Source organism: Microbacterium sp. LCT-H2 (assembly GCF_001866135.1).
Classification (GTDB): domain Bacteria; phylum Actinomycetota; class Actinomycetes; order Actinomycetales; family Microbacteriaceae; genus Microbacterium.
In genome coordinates, this window is sequence record NZ_MODW01000002.1 from 254,229 (window position 1) to 270,601 (window position 16,373).

Here is a 16,373-nt window from a genome sequence, read left to right on the forward strand (position 1 = left end):
CGGCGTCCGCGGTCAGAGCCGCCCCGCCGCCTTGAGCTCGAGGTAGCGGTCGGCGATCCGCGGCGGAAGGTCTTCGGGATCCGCGGCGATGGCCTCGCCACCGGCCCGACGGATCGCGTCGGCGACGTTCTCGGCGTCCCGCAGCGTGCGCTCGGCGGCGGCGGCGAGGTAGACGTCCTCCCTGGACCGTCGGGCGCGGGCGAGCGCGGCGATGCCGTCGTCTGTCACCGAGCCGACCAGCACCGTCATGGCCCGCGAGGCGTCGGGGAAGGCGCCGAGGAAGCCGCGAGCCGATTCGGCGGCGTCCTGCGCCGTGAGGACGACGAGTAGGGAAGGGCGCGTGGTCAGCGTACGCACCGCTGCGAAGGCCGCATGCCAATCCGTGTCCACGAGTCGGGCGTGCACCGGAGCCATCGCATCGGTGAGCGCGGGCAGGAGCGCGGCGCCGTCCACTCCGGTCACCCGCGCCCGGGCGACCCTGTCGTGCATGAGGAGGTGGACGTGATCCCCCGCCCGTGCGGCGAGCGCCGACAGCAGGAGCGCCGCCTCCAACGCCGCATCGAGCCGCGTGCCGTCACCGACCCTGGCGGCAGCCGTGCGGCCGGTGTCGACGATGAGGACCACATGCCGGTCCCGCTCGGGACGCCAGGTGCGGAGCATCGTCGTCCCCGCCCGCGCCGTCGCCCGCCAGTCGATCGAGCGGACGTCGTCCCCGCGGACGTACTCGCGCAGCGAGTCGAACTCGGTGCCCTGGCCGCGGACCTGGATGCTCGTGTTGCCGTCGAGCTCGCGCAGGCGCGCCAACCGGGAGGGCAGATGCTTGCGCGAGGTGAAGGCCGGGAGCACGCGGATCGCGCCGCGGACGGGGTGCTGCGCCTGTCGGCCCGCGAGCCCCAGTGGCCCGCGGGACCGGAGCACGACGAAGGCACTGACGAGCTCGCCCCGGCGCCGCGGACGCAGGGGGATGTCCACCCGCCGTCGTTCGCCGGGCGGGATGCGCAGGTGCTGCCGCTCGGACGGCGCTCCCGCGGTGGGCTGCCAGGCGTCGCGGAGGAGGACGTCGAGCAGCCGGGCCCCGCGGTTCTCCACCGCCACGCTCACCGGGATCAGCTCGCCGAGGCGCGCGCGCGACGGGACCCGACGGGTGACGGTCGCCGCGCGCGGGTCGCCTGCGAAGACGAGATCGACGCCGACGAGGAGGGCGCAGAGACCGATCCACCCGCCCAGGACGGCGTAGGGCGGGAAGCCCGCCAGTCCGGCGAGGACCAGCGGCACGATGCCGACGGCGAGGGCAACGGCGAGACGGCCCGTGACGAACACCTAGATCGGCACCCGGGTCTGCTGGACCACCGACGTCAGCACGGCGTCCGCGGACACGCCCTCCATCTGGGCGTCGGGGCGGAGCTGGAGACGATGCCGCCACACCGGCACGAGCATCGTCTGGACGTGGTCGGGGGTCACGGCGGTGGAGGCGTTCAGCCACGCCCAGGCCTTCGCCGCGGCGAGGAGGCCGGTCGAGGCGCGGGGGCTGGCGCCGAGCTCCACGGACGGCGACTGCCGGGTCGCCCGGGCCAGATCGACCACATAGCCGAGGACGTCGTCGGTCACGTCCACCCGGGCTGCGGCGCGCTGGGCGGCGCGGATCTCGTCGGCGCCGATCACCGCCTCCACTCCCGTGAGGTCCCGCGGGGAGAAGCCCTGGGCGTGGCGTCGCAGCACGGACACCTCCGCGTCCCGCTCCGGCATGCCGACGACGAGCTTCATCAGGAAGCGGTCGAGCTGGGCCTCCGGCAGCGAGTACGTCCCCTCGTGCTCGATCGGGTTCTGCGTCGCGGCGACGAGGAAGGGATCGGGCAGCGCGCGGCTCACACCGTCCGCCGAGACCTGGCGTTCCTCCATCGCCTCCAGGAGCGCCGCCTGTGTCTTCGGCGGTGTGCGGTTGATCTCGTCCGCCAGCAGGATGTGGGTGAAGACCGGTCCGGCGCGGAAGTCGAACTCCCCGGTCCGGGCGTCATAGACGAGAGACCCTGTGACGTCCCCCGGCATCAGGTCGGGCGTGAACTGCACCCGCTTGGTGTCGAGGCCCAACGCGCGTGCGAACGAGCGCACGACGAGGGTCTTCGCCACCCCCGGCACCCCTTCCAGCAGCACGTGGCCCCGAGCCAGGAGCGATACGAGGAGGCCGGTGACGGTGCCGGCCTGGCCCACCACCGCTTTGTCGACCTCGGTGCGGACGCGGTGCATGGCCTGCCGCAGCGCGGCGTCGTCGGCGGGACTGTTCTCGTCGGTCACGGGGTCTCCTCGGCTTCGGTCGGGAAAGGGATGCGGGGTGGACGGGTGCTCATGCGGGGCTCCCCGGGGGCTGTGTGCTCGTCTCCACGGCTGTCTCCAGCTCGTCCAGGCGTCGGGCGAGGGCGACGAGCGCGGCGTCATCGCCGGGCGGTGGCCCCGCCAGAAGACTCTGCAGTGTGCCGCGGGGGATCCGGAGGCGATCGGCGGCGGCGTCGGCGATCTCGTCCGCGTCGGCGTGCACGGCCAGCCCGAGGCGTCGCGCGAGTCGTCTTCGGGCGCCTTCCCGGAGCGCTTCGGCGGCGTGCGCGGCGTCGGCGGCCCTGGCGGTGAGGCGGGCGCGTCCGTGCATGGTCTCCGACGCGCGCACGGTGACGGGGAGCGTCTCGGCGACGAGCGGACCGAATCGCCGGCCTCGGGCGATCGCGACGGCGAGGCCGGCGATGAGCAGCAGCAGGATCGCCGGCGTGACCCATTCGGGGGTGAGCGTGCCGAGGGTGTCGGGGGAGGCGGTCTCGATGTCGGTGTCCTCGAAGGACGGCACGTACCAGACGACCCGGTCGGTCTGCCCGAGCAGGGCGAGGGCGAGCGCGGCGTTGCCGTCTTCGGCGAGAGCCGCGTTGCTGAACAGCTTCACGCCCTCGACGACAGCGCGGTATCCGTTCCTCTCATCGACGAGGACGGCGGCGGCGCCGTCTTCGCCGAAGCAGCCGGTGACGCCGTCGGCGGGGGCGAAGAGCCGATCGGGGCGGATATCGCCGATCTCGGCGAAGGCGGGCACGGCGCACCCGGCTGATCGCGGCGATGCCGAGCCGGAGGCGTTCTCTCCGATGGCGAGTTCGCTCAACAGGTGCGTTCCCGTGGAGAGGAAGACGACTCGGTCGGCCGGGGCGAGGAGATCCGCCAGCGCGTCGTCGGAGAGGGCGTAGGGATTGGTCAGGGCGAGGGTGCTGTCCGCGTCGAGAGCGGCGACAGCGGCGGCCCGGGAGCGGACGACCTCCACCTCGACCCCCTGATCCCGCAGGATCTCGGCCAGGGCGAGGGCGCCGGTTCCCGAGCGGCTCTCCGGATCGAGGGTGCCGCGCGCGCCGGGTCCGCTCGCCGCGAGCTGGGAGGCCGCGAGGGCGACCCCGATCACGAGTGCCGCGACGAGGAGCCATCCGAGGACGGAGGCGGTGCGACGCCGCGGACGCTCGGCGGTGCCGCCGGCGGCGAGGGCGGGTGCGGTCGTCGTCAAGCGGGCACCTCCTCGGGGCGGCGGGCACGGAGGCGTTCGTCGGTCGCAGCGAGGTGCCGGTAGTCGTCCTCGGTGGCCGGGTGCCGGAGATAGCGCACATCGTCGAAGCATGCAGCGGCGCGCCGGAGGGCGTCCGCCTCATCGGCGAACACCGCGCTCGCGGAGCGGGCGAGCGACTGCGCGGTCGCGCCGGGCGCCGGATCGATGAGGTCCCGTTCGAGCAGGTTGCGGGCGATCGCGCGATACCGGAGCACGACGGCGGTGTCCCAATCCTCCTGGCGTGCGCTGCGCTCGGCATCGGCGCGGAGCTGTGCGGCGCTGCGGTCGTCGGCGGCACCGAGTAGGTCGCCGGGCGCGCGCCGGATCGTCCGGGAGCGTCGGGGGCGTCCCCAGACGATCAGCGCGGTGATCAGGGCCGCGGCGATGAGGACCGTGACGACGATGAGCGCGGTGGGGCCGACGTTCGCCCCGTTGTCCCCGCTGAAGAGATCGGTGAGGAAGCGCATCACATCGCGGGCGAGCAGATCGAACCAGGTGGGCTTGGCGTCCGCGTACCGCGGGTTGGACAGCTCCTCCTCGGCCCAGCGTCGTGCTTCGTCCCCATCCGGGACGAAGACGTCGTCGAAGCGTCGCATCATGGCTGCGGGGCGCTGCCCGGAGCTGTCCATCCGCCGCCGGCCTCGGCGGGGGGTGAGGCCGACGGCGCCGGTGCGGGCGGGGGCGGCGGGGCGAAGGCGGGGGGAGCGGGAGGCGCCGTCTGCACGCCGGGCGCGGGCGGTGGCGCGTACCCGGGGGGACCGTACGCCGGGGGACCGTACCCGGGGGTGCCGTACCCGGGGGTGCCATACCCGGGGGCACCGTATGCCTGCGTCATCATGACGTGCTCCGGCACCTGGCGCGGCGGGGGAGCACTGGTGACGGCTCGCGAGGGATCGACCGCGAACGGATCGCCGAGCTGCTCCTCGGGGAGGCCGAGGTCGCGGCGCTCGACATGGGAGAGGAGGGCCTGGTCCAGACCCTCGTAGCGCATCCGGCAATCGAGGTAGACGAGCACGCCGCCGGTGCTCTGCACGACGATGGCGATCGCCTGCAGGATCAGCAGGAGCACCTGCGGGGCGAGGAGAGCGAAGACGTACCCGACGACCGCGCTCGGCTCACTGGCGCCGGTCGGCGCGATGACGGTGCCGAGGAACGAGGAGAGCATGGCGGTCGGGAAGCTGACCACCTGCATCGCGAGGCCCATGATCAGGCTGATGAGGAAGGTGACGCCGAACGCGACCCAGAACCGGCCGCGGGTCAGGCGCCAGGACCGCACGAACGCCTCCCGGAAGCGCGCGCGCTCCAGCACGAGGATCGAGGGGACGAGCAGCAGCTTGGTCGACAGCCAGACCGTGAGCGGGATCGCTGCCAGGCCCAGGAGGACCACGACGAGCACGACGATGCCGATCATCTCGGGGGTGCCGCCGAGGCCGCCGGCGATGAGCGCGCCGATGACCCCCGCGACGATCGCCAGGCCGCCGAAGAGGGCGACCACCGAGAGGGACGCGAACCCGGCGAGCCGCCAGAACGCCGGGAGCATGCGACGCCACAGCATGCGCAGTGTCGCCTTGACGCCGATCGTGGCGTAGCCGACCTCGGCGGCCACGACGCCCTGCATGAGAGCGGTGAACGCGATGGACGCGAGCCCGACGATGAGTCCGGCGAGGAGGTTGATGGCGATGGTGCCGGCGAACACGGCCTCGAAGTCGGGGGAGGAGGGCGAGACCGTCTCCAACCGGGAGAACGTCGTGAACAGGACGACGCCCATCACCCCGGCGGTGGCGATGACGACCACGAGCTGGATGACGACGGCGAACCCGAACAGGACCTTGGGATTGTGCCGCAGCGCCGCGAAGGCCTTGCCCAGCAGCATGCCGAAGGTCAGCGGGTGAAGGGGGATGATGCCCTTCCGGGGAGCTGGGGTCCACGTCTGGCCGCTCACGGGCCTCCCTCCGTCGTGCGCTCCCATCGTGTCATATCCTCGTGCTGAGGCGCAGACCTGCGGAGGGCGGGACTCGGTGCCATAAGGTAACAGTTATGACCTCACGCATCCTTGTGGTCGACGACGACACCGCGCTCGCCGAGATGATCGGCATCGTGCTGCGCACGGAGGGATTCGAGCCGGTGTTCTGCGCGGACGGCGCGCGCGCCGTCGACGAGTGGCGCGCGCAGCGTCCCGACCTGGTGCTCCTCGACCTGATGCTCCCCGGTATGGACGGCATCGAGATCTGCACGCGGATCCGCGCCGAGTCGGGGGTGCCGATCATCATGCTGACGGCACGCAGCGACACGGCCGACGTGGTGCGCGGTCTCGAGGTCGGGGCCGACGACTACATGGTCAAACCGTTCAATCCCAAGGAGCTCGTGGCGCGCATCCGTACCCGGCTGCGGCCGACGCCGCAGGCCTCCAGCGAGCAGCTGCGGATCGGCGACCTCACCGTCGACGTGGACGCGCACGAGGTGCGCCGCGGGACGACGCCGATCGCCCTCACACCGCTGGAGTTCCAGCTCCTCGTGGCCCTCGCCTCCAAGCCCCAGCAGGTGTTCTCCCGGGAGATGCTCCTCGAGCAGGTCTGGGGGTACCACTACAAGGCCGACACCCGGCTCGTGAACGTGCACGTGCAGCGCCTGCGGGCGAAGGTGGAACTCGACCCGGACAACCCCAAGATCGTCATGACGGTCCGCGGCGTGGGCTATCGCGCCGGCAGCGTCACCTAGGGACCCCATGGCCGCGACGACAGCGACCACGGCCGTCGCCGTCCTCCGCGACTGGCGCGGTTGGCCGGACGTGCTGGCGGCGCTGTGGCGACGGTCGCTCCGGTTCCGCACCCTCGCGATCACCCTGGTCGCCACCTCGTTGGCGATCTTCATCACGTGCGTCACGATGGCGCTCGTCATCCAGAACGACCTCTTCGTCTCCCGGAAGAACGTGGCGCTGGAGGACGCACGGCGTGCGGTGGACCAGGCGCAGTCGCTTCTGGACGTGGCGGAGGTGGGCGATGATCCCGCCGCTCTGACCGATCTGTGGAACGGCATCCCCGACACCCTCTCCCGGACGTCGAGTGCTGATCTGCTCGCCGGCTTCAAGATCCAGGACGGCTCGGGGGCGGTCCGGCTCAACGGCTTCACCGCCGGACTCACACCGGATCTGCTGAGCCCCGAGCTGCAGGCCAGGGTCCGCGAGTTCGACGACCGGCAGGCCTGGCAGTCCGTCGCCCTGCCCACGGAGGACGGCGGCGTGGTGCCGGGCATCGTCGTGGGGCAGCAGCTCCAGGTGCCGCAGGCCGGGTCCTTCGAGATCTACTTCGCCTACGACCTCGCCGACGCCGACCAGACCCTCGTCTTCGTGCAACGCACCCTGTGGATCGCCGGGATCGGGCTGGTGGCCATCGTCGCGGCCATCTCCTGGATCGTGCTGCGGACGGTGTCCACTCCGATCGTCCAGGCGGCGGAGACGAGCGCGCGGCTCGCGGCGGGTGACCTCGGGGTGCGGCTGGAGGTGCACGGTGAGGACGAGCTCGCGACGCTCGGTCGCTCCTTCAACGCGATGGCCGACAGCATCGAGGCGCAGATCAAGGAGCTCGGCGAGCTGTCGATGGTCCAGCAGCGCTTCGTGTCCGACGTGTCGCACGAGCTGAGGACCCCGCTGACGACGATCCGCCTCGCCGCCGACATGCTCAACGACCAGCGCGACGAGTTCGACCCCACGACCGCACGCACCGCCGAGCTCCTGCACGCGCAGGTGCAGCGGTTCGACACGCTGCTGGCCGACCTGCTGGAGATCAGCCGGTACGACGCGGGGTCCGTGCAGCTCGAGCTGGAGGCGACGAGTCTCGCGCAGCTCGCGGAGGACGTCATCGAGCAGATGCGGCCGCTCGCCGAAGGACACGGCACGGAAGTCCGTCTGGTGGCGCCGGGGGGCTACTCGCCGGTGGACATGGACCCGCGCCGCGTGCGGCGGGTGCTGCGCAATCTCATCGGCAACGCGATCGAGCACGGAGAGGGACGCCCGGTCGTCGTCACGGTGGACAGCAACCAGCACGCGGTGGCGGCCGGTGTCCGCGACTTCGGGCTCGGCATGGACCCCGGGGACGCGGAACGGGTGTTCGATCGTTTCTGGCGGGCCGATCCGTCGCGCCAGCGCACGATCGGCGGCACGGGGCTCGGACTGTCGATCGCCCTCGGCGACGCCACGCTGCACGGCGGGACCCTGGCGGTCTGGTCGGAGCTCGGCGTCGGCTCGCACTTCGTGCTCACCATCCCGCGCCACGACGGAGTGCTGGACGGTCCGAGCCCGATCCCGGTGGAGCCGCAGGAGCCGCTCGCCGAACTCGGTGATGCCACGCAGCCGATCTCCATCGCCGAGGCCTACTCCGATCTGCTCGACGGGAAGGATCAGTCATGAGCACGCGCATGAGGAGTCGATTCGTCCGTGGCGCCGCACTGGCGTTGGTCGCGCTCCTGCTTCCCGCGTGCGCCGGGCTGCCGACGAGCGGAGACGTCGCCGTCGGGCTGGAGCTGGGGGAGTCGCCTGACGACGTCGACGTGCTCCCGGTGGCCTCCGGTCCCGTGGCGGGGGCGGGGCCAGAGGAGATCGTGGAGGGGTTCCTCGAAGCCGGCATCACCACCTCCGACAACTGGGCGACGGCCCGGGAGTTCCTGGCCCCGCCGCTGCAGCGCAGCTGGCGGCCTTCGGCGGGGGTTTCCATCGACGCCGGGCCGGAAGCCCGCACGTTCACCTCCGACCTCGCCGACGATCAGCTCGAAGACGCCGAGGAGGCCGAGGTCCAGGTCCTGCTCGAGCTGGTCGCGAGCGTCGACGACTCCGGGGCGTACAGCGGCGCCCCCGGCGATTCGAGCGTGCCGTTCGCTCTCGCCCGTGGCGAGGACGGCGAGTGGCGGATCACCGAGGCACCGGACGGCGTGGTGATCGACCAGAGCAGGTTCCCGAACGTGTTCGAGGGATACTCGCTGCAGTGGTTCGATGCGCGCTGGTCGCGGCTGGTCCCGGACATGCGATGGTTCCCGCGACGCCAGAGTCCGGCGACGACCGTCACGCAGGCACTCGTCAGCGGCACGCCGGCGGAGTGGCTCGATCCGGCTGTGCAGACGGCTTTCCCCGCGGACGTCCAGCTCGCCCAGGACGCGGTGCTGATCACGGGGCAGGCGGCGGAGGTGGCGCTGACGCGCCCCGCGGCGAGCCTGGACGACACGACCCTGGCCCGGATGCGCACACAGCTGCAGGCCACGCTGAAGGCCGCGGGGGTGAACGTCACCCAGGTGCGCTTCAGCGTCGACGGCAGAGCGCTCGATGCGGGGGTCGTCGACGTCGTGGGCACCACGCCGGAACCGGGGACGCTCGTGCTGAAGGACGGCAGGTTCGGTCGCATCGTCGGCGACGAGATCGCGTCGATCCCCGGGATCAGTGCGCAGATCCAGGCCGTTCCGCAGCCGATCTCGGCGATCGACGTGGCCGCGGACGATGCGACCGCCGCATTGCAGCTGGACGACGGCCACGTGTACCTGGCGACCGAGGATGCCCGCAACGAGCTGGATGCCCGCCCGGGTCTCGTGCAGCCGTCCCTCGATCCCTATGGCTACGTGTGGTCGGTGCCCGCGGGAGCGCCGCAGGCACTGCTCGCGGTCGGCCCGGATGTCGTCGGGCACCAGGTGGCCGGCGCGTGGCCGAACGCCTCGGCCATCTCGGACATCCGGGTCGCCGCCGACGGCGCCAGGGTCGCTGCGGTGGTGCGCGTCGGCGGCCAGCTCTGGGTCGTCGTCGCGGCAATCGTCCGGGACGGCGCCGGGGTGCCCACAGAGCTCGGTGAAGTGCGACAGCTCATCCAGCTCACCGAGCCGTCGACCGGGCTCGTCTGGCTGGGACCCGATCGGCTCGCCGTGCTCACGGATTCCACGACGCCCCGGCTGATCATGCAGCCGGTCGGCGGACCGGCATCGGCGGAGAGCGCGCCCAGCGATGCCGCGTCCATCGCCGGTGCCAGGACTCCTGCAGGCGTGCGCATCCTGGACACCACGGGGCAGTTGTTCGCGCACGCCGGTTCGGCGTGGCGGGAGATCGCCGAAGGGGTCTCCGTCCTCGCCACACGCGCCGGCGAATGACCTTTCCTGCACGGAACGGGATCCCCCTCGATCGGTTTCACCGCTGCCGCGGGATGATTCGCGAGCACGCTTCCGGCGGCAGGATCTCGGCATGGGGATCACGACACGGATCGGCGAGCTCGCCGCGGAGACCGGGGCGTTGCTGCTCGCGGCGAGCTGCGCGGGGTGCGAGCATCCCGGTACCGTGCTGTGCGACTCCTGCCTGGGCGCTCTCGCTCCCGTGCCGCGGGAGGTGCGTACCCCGGACGGGCTGCGGGTTCACGCCGCCCTCGTCTTGGATGGCCCGGTCGCTTCCTGCATCCGGCGGCTGAAGGGAGCGGGGCAGACCGTGCTGGCCCGGCCGCTGGGTGCCGCACTCGCCGCTGTGCTCCTGCCCGCCCTCGTGCCGGGGGCGTGGGTGGTCCCCGTCCCCACCTCCCGGGCCGCGTTCCGCCGGCGCGGCTACCGCGTGCCCGAGCTCCTGGTGCGGCGCGCCGGTGCGGAGCCGCAACGCGTCCTCGCGCTCACCCGGCGCGTGCGGGATCAGCGGGAGCTGCCTGCTGCGGCGCGGTCCGACAACGTCCGCGGGGCGATGCGCGCGCGCCGACAGGGGCACGGTGCGCCTGCGGTCCTGGTGGACGACGTGGTGACGACGGGGGCCACGCTCGACGAGTCCACGCGAGCCCTCGCCGCCGTCGGATTCGTGGTCGTCGGGGCCGTCGCGCTCGCCGCCACGCCGCCGCCGACCGAATCCGGATGAGGTTCATCGGAGACTCACTGGAGACACAGGGCCTCAGGCCGTGACATCCGCGGCGGGTCGGACTACGGTGGGGTGTCACAAGGCGACCACGGTCCGCCCTTGGCCGGGTGGACCGGGACAAGGAGGCAGCAATGGAAACGAGCATCGTGGGCGTCGGAGTGGGCATCACCGATCGCTTCCGCACCGTCGTCGAAGAGAAGATCGCCAAGATCCAGACCCTCGCCGCCAAGGCGCAACGTCTGGACGTGAAGGTCACGCACCGGGTCTACCGCAACGGTCGCGTCCCGGATGAGACGGTCGAGCTGACCCTGGTTGGCAAGGGCCCCGTGGTCCGTGCCGAGGCCGTCGACGGCGACAAGTTCGTGGCGCTCGACCTGGCGATCGACAAGATGACCGAGCAGCTGCGCCGCGCGAAGGAGAAGCGCGTCGACGGACGGCAGCATCCGCGCGGACCGCACTTCGAGAAGGGCAGCGGTTCGCTCGAGGGCATCGATGTGCAGCCGGCCTCCGCCGAGGTGCTGCACGCCGTGGCGACGGGCAGCATCCCGGTGCAGACCGAGGAGGAGGAGGACTACTCCCCGGTAGTCATCCGCACGAAGAGCTTCGAAGCGGAGTGGATGACCGTGGAGGAGGCCGTCGACCGGATGGAGCTCGTCGGGCACGACTTCTTCCTCTTCGTCGATGCGCGCACGGACCACCCGAGCGTGGTCTACCGCCGCAAGGGCTGGGACTACGGAGTCATCGCCCTGAGCACGCAGGCGCCGCCCGCCGAGGCGCTCGCCTCCTGAGACGACCGAGAACGGCCCGACCCCGCGGGGGTCGGGCCGTTCTCGTGCAGTGGTGCGGAACGTTAGTCGAAGATGCCGTCCAGGAGGCTGCCGATGACGAGGCCGCCGAGGATGCCGGAGGCGAGGTCGCCACCGCCCATGCCGCCGCCGCGACGAGGGCCGCCACCCCAACCGCCGCCGCCCCAGTCCTGGTCCTGCGGGCGCGAGGAGTCGATGTCGCGCTGTGCGAGCTGGAGAGCCTCTGCCGCGAGATGAGCCACCCGGCGGGCCTGGGTCAGTGCCGCCTCGCGGGTGTCCTCGGCGGGGAGGAGAGCCGGCAGGTCGACCCGCAGCCGCTCGGCCTCCGCCAGCCGCGTGCGCGCGTCCGCGCCGATCCATCCGCGGTGGCCGGCGATGAGCCCGCGAGCGACGCCGAGCTGGCGGTCGGCGTCGTCCATCGCGTGCTGCACCTGTGCGATGGACGGCAGCGGGTTCTCGGCGCGGTGTCGCGCGGTGGCGATGGCGTGGTCGAGGCCCGCGTTCGCTTCGCGCAGCTGCGAGAGCTCGGCGAACGGGTCGTTGGGCTGACCCGAGGGGGTGAGCGCGGCGAGAGCCGCCTGCAGACGGGCGACGGCTTCCGCCACCGCGGGCGTGGACGGAGCGGTCCGCGCCGCGATGAGGTCGTTGCGGGAGTCGGCGATCACCTCGGCGAGGGTCGATTCGGCGCGCAGCGCCTCGATCTCGAAGTCCTCCACCGCATCGAGCAGGGCGCCCGCACGACGCGTCGCCTCGGTGGCCGTCTCCAATGCGAGGTTCGCCTCCTCGTTCTGCTTGGCGGCACGGCGGCGCTCCGAGATGTCGGCGCTGTGGGTGGCGAAGCGGATCAGCTGCTCCGCCTCGGCGGCGCTCGCGGTGATCTGGTGCATCGCGGAGTCGGAGTAGCGCGCGGAGAGCCGGGACACGGTCTCGTCCGTCTGCGGGATGCGGGCGCTCAGCGCCTCCGCGTCCGCCCGGACCTGCGCGATGATCTCGGGCGCGCGCCGCACCTTCGCGACGGACTCCGCGAGCACGGTGGTCTTCTCGTCGAGCAGGTCCTGGGCCCAGTCGCAGAGCTGAAGGATGCGCGCGTTCCGCGTGCGCAGCTCCTCGTCGGTGTCCGGGATCTCGTCGTGGTTGAGCTGGTGGAGCTGGAACGCCTCTCGCAGGTGCGTCCGCACCGACAGCAGCGCGGCCTTGAGGTCGGCGGTCAGGGACTCGCCGAGCTCGGCCTCCGCGAAGACGAGCTCGTCGGAGGTGGTGCGGATGCGCTCGTCGGCGGCGACAAGTGCCTGCTCCGCACGCCGGGCGAGGTCCGCGTCCTGCGCGGCGAGTTCTTCCTGTTCGCGTTTGCGTCTGCCCCAAAATCCAGCCATGTGCCGATCCTAGTTTCCCGGGCGCGTGCGCGGGCTGAGCATCCGCTCCAGGCGAACGGAGGGCGTCGTCGCCGAACTCTTCAGGCGGGCACCGCGACGGGGTCGCCGCCGGCGACGGCGGACGGCAGCGTCTTCGCCGGGCGCCCTCTCTTGGGGCGTTCCGTCGTGAGCTCCAGGGCCATCTCCGGATGCGGGTGCTGCGCGAGTCGTGCCTCCGCCTGGTCGAGCCATCGCAGCTCGGCCTCCGCGGCGCACACGAGGGAGTCGAGGACGAGCGACCACGCGAGGTCCTCGGGACTGCCCGCCGCGAGTCCGGGGGAGGGCGTGCGGCGCAGCTCGTCCAGCCGCTGCTGCGAGGCGTCCCGCTGACTGCGGAGGATGGTCGCGGCATCGACTCCGGGCAGGGTGGCGGCGACCGCGAGCTTCACGGCGAGCTCCTCGCGCGTCGCCGGGGCGCGGAGCACCGGAGCGGCGAGCCAGCGCGCCGCCTCGGCCGAGCCCGCCGCGGTGATGCGCCAGTAGACATGGCCGTGCTCGTCGGCCTCCCCGCGCTGGACCAGCCCGTCGCGCTCGAGCCGCTCCAGGGTGTTGTAGATCTGGCCGACGTTGAGCGGCCACGTCGATCCGGTCCGGCGGTCGAACTCGTGCCGCAGCTGGTAGCCGTAGCAGGGGCCCTGATCGAGGATGGCGAGCAGGCTCTGGCGTACGGACATGACCGGTCTCCTGAAGGCTGGCGGATGGAAAGCAGTGCCGAGTATATGCATACCGGGCAACTTCCCGGACGCGACGCGGCGGACCCATGCAGGCGACGTGGAGGTCACAGGCCGGTAACATGGCAAAGTATGCCTGGCGCCCGCCTCACGGCGGCCGGCGAATGACCCAATGACAGGGAGATGACATCCGTGGCGAATCCTCTTGAGAAGCTGCTGCGCGCAGGTGAGGGGCGGATCATCCGCCGTCTGAACCAGGTGGTGAAGGCGGTGAACGCCCTCGAGGAGGACATCTCCCAGCTCACGGACGACGAGCTGCGCAACGAGACCGCCGAGCTGCGCGCCCGCTACGAGAAGGGCGAGACGCTCGACCAGCTCATGCCCGAAGCCTTCGCCGCGGTGCGTGAAGCCGCCAAGCGGACACTCGGCATGCGCGCTTACGACGTGCAGATCATGGGTGGCGCCGCCCTGCACCTCGGGAACATCGCCGAGATGAAGACCGGTGAGGGCAAGACCCTCGTCGCCACCTTCCCCGCCTACCTGAACGCGATCGCCGGCGAGGGCGTGCACGTCATCACCGTGAACGACTTCCTCGCGAGCTACCAGGCGGAGCTCATGGGCCGCGTCTACCGCGCGCTCGGCATGACGACCGGGATCATCGTCTCCGGCCAGACGCCCGCCGTGCGCCGCGAGCAGTACGCGGCCGACATCACCTACGGCACGAACAACGAGTTCGGCTTCGACTACCTCCGCGACAACATGGCCTGGCGCAAGGAGGACCTCGTCCAGCGCGAGCACTTCTTCGCGATCGTCGACGAGGTGGACTCCATCCTCATCGACGAGGCCCGCACGCCGCTCATCATCTCCGGGCCGTCCTCCGGCGAGGCGAACCGCTGGTTCGCGGAGTTCGCCAAGATCGCGCGCACACTCGTCGCCGGCGAGGACTACGAGGTCGACGAGAAGAAGCGCACCGTCGGCGTCCTCGAGCCGGGCATCGAGAAGGTCGAGGACTATCTCGGCATCGACAACCTCTACGAGTCCGCCAACACGCCGCTCATCTCGTTCCTGAACAACTCGATCAAGGCGCTCGCGCTGTTCAAGAAGGACACCGACTACGTCGTGATGAACGACGAGGTCATGATCGTCGACGAGCACACCGGGCGCATCCTCGTCGGGCGCCGCTACAACGAGGGCATCCACCAGGCGATCGAGGCGAAGGAGGGCGTGCCGGTCAAGGCCGAGAACCAGACCCTCGCCACCGTCACGCTGCAGAACTACTTCCGCCTCTACGACAAGCTCGCCGGCATGACCGGTACCGCCGAGACCGAGGCCGCCGAGTTCATGTCGACGTACAAGCTCGGCGTCATCCCGATCCCGACGAACAAGCCGATGATCCGCAAGGACCAGCCGGATCTGGTGTACAAGAACGAAGCCGCGAAGTTCGCGCAGGTCGTCGAGGACATCGCGGAGCGCCACGCGAGCGGGCAGCCGGTGCTCGTCGGCACAACCAGCGTCGAGAAGAGCGAGTACCTGTCGCGCCTGCTCGCCAAGAAGGGCGTCAAGCACGAGGTCCTCAACGCGAAGAACCACGCGCGCGAGGCGGAGATCGTCGCCCGCGCCGGCCGCCTCGGGGCCGTCACGGTCGCGACGAACATGGCCGGTCGAGGCACCGACATCATGCTCGGTGGAAACGCCGAGTTCCTCGCGGTGCAGGAGCTGAAGGCGAAGGGCCTCGACCCGGTGGAGACGCCGGAGGAGTACGAGGTCGCCTGGGACGAGACCTACGAGGCCATGAAGAAGGTCGTCGAGGAGGAGGCCGAGAAGGTCATCGAGGCCGGCGGCCTCTACGTGCTCGGCACGGAGCGCCACGAGTCGCGCCGTATCGACAACCAGCTCCGCGGTCGTTCCGGACGTCAGGGCGACCCGGGCGAGAGCCGGTTCTATCTGAGCCTCACCGACGACCTCATGCGGCTGTTCCAGTCGGGCGCCGCCGAGGCGATCCTGGCCCGCACGAACTTCCCCGACGACGTCCCGATCGAGTCGGGCCTCGTGTCCCGGGCGATCCGCAGCGCGCAGTCGCAGGTCGAGGCGCGCAATGCCGAGATGCGCAAGAACGTCCTCAAGTACGACGACGTCCTCAACCGTCAGCGCGAGGCGATCTACGCCGACCGCCGCCACATCCTCCAGGGCGACGACATCGCCGATCGGGTGCAGCACTTCATCGAGGACGCGATCAGCGGCGTCGTGAAGGACCACACCGGCGAGGGCCACAACGAGAGCTGGGACTTCGACGCCCTCTGGACCGAGCTGAAGACCCTGTACCCGGTGAGCGTCACGATCGACGAGGTCGTGTCGGAGGCCGCCGGACGCAAGGGCGGCATCACCGCCGAGGGCCTGACGCGCGAGCTGCTGTCGGACGCGAAGATCGCCTACGAGAAGCGCGAGGAGTCGCTCGGTGAGGCCGCGACCCGCGAGCTCGAGCGCCGTGTCGTCCTCCAGGTGCTCGACCGCCGCTGGCGCGACCACCTCTACGAGATGGACTACCTCAAGGACGGCATCGGCCTCCGGGCGATGGCGCAGCGCGATCCGCTCATCGAGTACCAGCGTGAGGGCTACGCGATGTTCCAGTCGATGATGGGTCAGATCAAGGAGGAGTCGGTCGGCTACCTCTACAACCTCGAGGTCGAGGTCCGTCGCGCCGGCGATGCCGAGACGGCAGAGGTCGAGGCCAAGGGGCTCGCCACCGACGGCGGAGAGCAGCGCCTGGAGTACTCGGCGGCGAACGACGCCGGAGAGGTCGAGGTCCGCAACGACCGCGGGCAGGTCCAGCAGGCCGCGACCGACCGGATGCGCCAGGCCGCGGCACGGGCGCAGGCTCCGCAGCAGGCCGAGCCGGAGGAGGCCCCGCGCGGCGCCTTCGGCCAGCGCACGGAGCCGGCCGCCCCGGCGGCGGGCAACCGCGAGCAGCGGCGCGCGCAGAGCAAGAAGAAGAAGTAGCCTTCGGGTGACGAGGAGGGCCAGTCCGTGCGGATTGGCCCTCCTTGCGTCCCTGTAGGCTTG

The 16,373-nt window shown here is 71.4% G+C and carries 13 protein-coding genes; 6 read left to right on the forward strand and 7 right to left on the reverse strand.

All coding sequences use genetic code 11. From position 1 onward, the window contains the following. Nucleotides 1-12: 12 nt before the first annotated feature. The 5 genes from BK819_RS05630 to BK819_RS05650 form a co-directional block, all read right to left on the reverse strand. A complete protein-coding gene (locus BK819_RS05630) occupies nt 13-1,320 on the reverse strand; it encodes a DUF58 domain-containing protein (RefSeq protein WP_071328282.1) in 1,308 nt (435 codons plus the stop codon). Beyond that, complete coding sequence (locus BK819_RS05635; RefSeq protein ID WP_256209416.1) at nt 1,321-2,244, reverse strand: MoxR family ATPase; 924 nt, start codon at nt 2,242-2,244, stop codon at nt 1,321-1,323. Between the two features lie 97 nt (nt 2,245-2,341). After that, the gene (locus BK819_RS05640; protein WP_071328284.1) at nt 2,342-3,526 is read right to left on the reverse strand and encodes a DUF4350 domain-containing protein; all 1,185 of its coding nucleotides are present in this window, start codon (nt 3,524-3,526) and stop codon (nt 2,342-2,344) included. Continuing rightward, entirely contained in the window at nt 3,523-4,194 is a 672-nt protein-coding gene (locus BK819_RS05645) for a DUF4129 domain-containing protein (protein ID WP_256209401.1), read from the reverse strand. The genes BK819_RS05640 and BK819_RS05645 overlap by 4 nt, the downstream gene beginning before the upstream one ends. Continuing rightward, nucleotides 4,161-5,507: a glycerophosphoryl diester phosphodiesterase membrane domain-containing protein gene (locus BK819_RS05650; RefSeq protein ID WP_071328730.1), complete on the reverse strand. Its 1,347-nt coding sequence runs from the start codon at nt 5,505-5,507 to the stop codon at nt 4,161-4,163. The genes BK819_RS05645 and BK819_RS05650 overlap by 34 nt, the downstream gene beginning before the upstream one ends. A gap of 95 nt (nt 5,508-5,602) precedes the next feature. Between BK819_RS05650 and mtrA the strand changes: the two genes are divergently transcribed. From mtrA to hpf, 5 genes are all read left to right on the forward strand, one after another. Then, nucleotides 5,603-6,283, forward strand: coding sequence for an MtrAB system response regulator MtrA (gene mtrA, locus BK819_RS05655; protein ID WP_025103044.1), 681 nt, complete (start codon nt 5,603-5,605; stop codon nt 6,281-6,283). Nucleotides 6,284-6,290: 7 nt separating this feature from the next. Continuing rightward, on the forward strand, nt 6,291-7,970 hold the full coding sequence (mtrB, locus tag BK819_RS05660; protein WP_071328285.1) for an MtrAB system histidine kinase MtrB: 1,680 nt from the start codon (nt 6,291-6,293) through the stop codon (nt 7,968-7,970). Then, on the forward strand, nt 7,967-9,685 hold the full coding sequence (locus tag BK819_RS05665) for an LpqB family beta-propeller domain-containing protein (RefSeq protein WP_071328286.1): 1,719 nt from the start codon (nt 7,967-7,969) through the stop codon (nt 9,683-9,685). The genes mtrB and BK819_RS05665 overlap by 4 nt, the downstream gene beginning before the upstream one ends. Nucleotides 9,686-9,776: 91 nt before the next feature. Then, nucleotides 9,777-10,424 (forward strand): ComF family protein, encoded by a 648-nt coding sequence (locus BK819_RS05670; RefSeq protein ID WP_071328287.1) that lies wholly within the window; start codon nt 9,777-9,779, stop codon nt 10,422-10,424. 131 nt (nt 10,425-10,555) lie between these two features. Continuing rightward, nucleotides 10,556-11,212, forward strand: coding sequence for a ribosome hibernation-promoting factor, HPF/YfiA family (gene hpf, locus BK819_RS05675; RefSeq protein WP_071328288.1), 657 nt, complete (start codon nt 10,556-10,558; stop codon nt 11,210-11,212). 62 nt (nt 11,213-11,274) lie between these two features. On the opposite strand, the gene BK819_RS05680 is transcribed toward hpf, so the two are convergent. Next, nucleotides 11,275-12,603: a hypothetical protein gene (locus BK819_RS05680; protein ID WP_071328289.1), complete on the reverse strand. Its 1,329-nt coding sequence runs from the start codon at nt 12,601-12,603 to the stop codon at nt 11,275-11,277. 80 nt (nt 12,604-12,683) lie between these two features. Beyond that, nucleotides 12,684-13,316, reverse strand: a complete 633-nt coding sequence (locus BK819_RS05685) for a PadR family transcriptional regulator (RefSeq protein ID WP_071328290.1) — start codon at nt 13,314-13,316, stop codon at nt 12,684-12,686. 189 nt (nt 13,317-13,505) lie between these two features. On the opposite strand from BK819_RS05685, the gene secA reads away from it, so the two are divergent. Beyond that, on the forward strand, nt 13,506-16,310 hold the full coding sequence (gene secA / locus BK819_RS05690; RefSeq protein WP_071328731.1) for a preprotein translocase subunit SecA: 2,805 nt from the start codon (nt 13,506-13,508) through the stop codon (nt 16,308-16,310). The last annotated feature ends 63 nt before the right edge of the window (nt 16,311-16,373 follow it).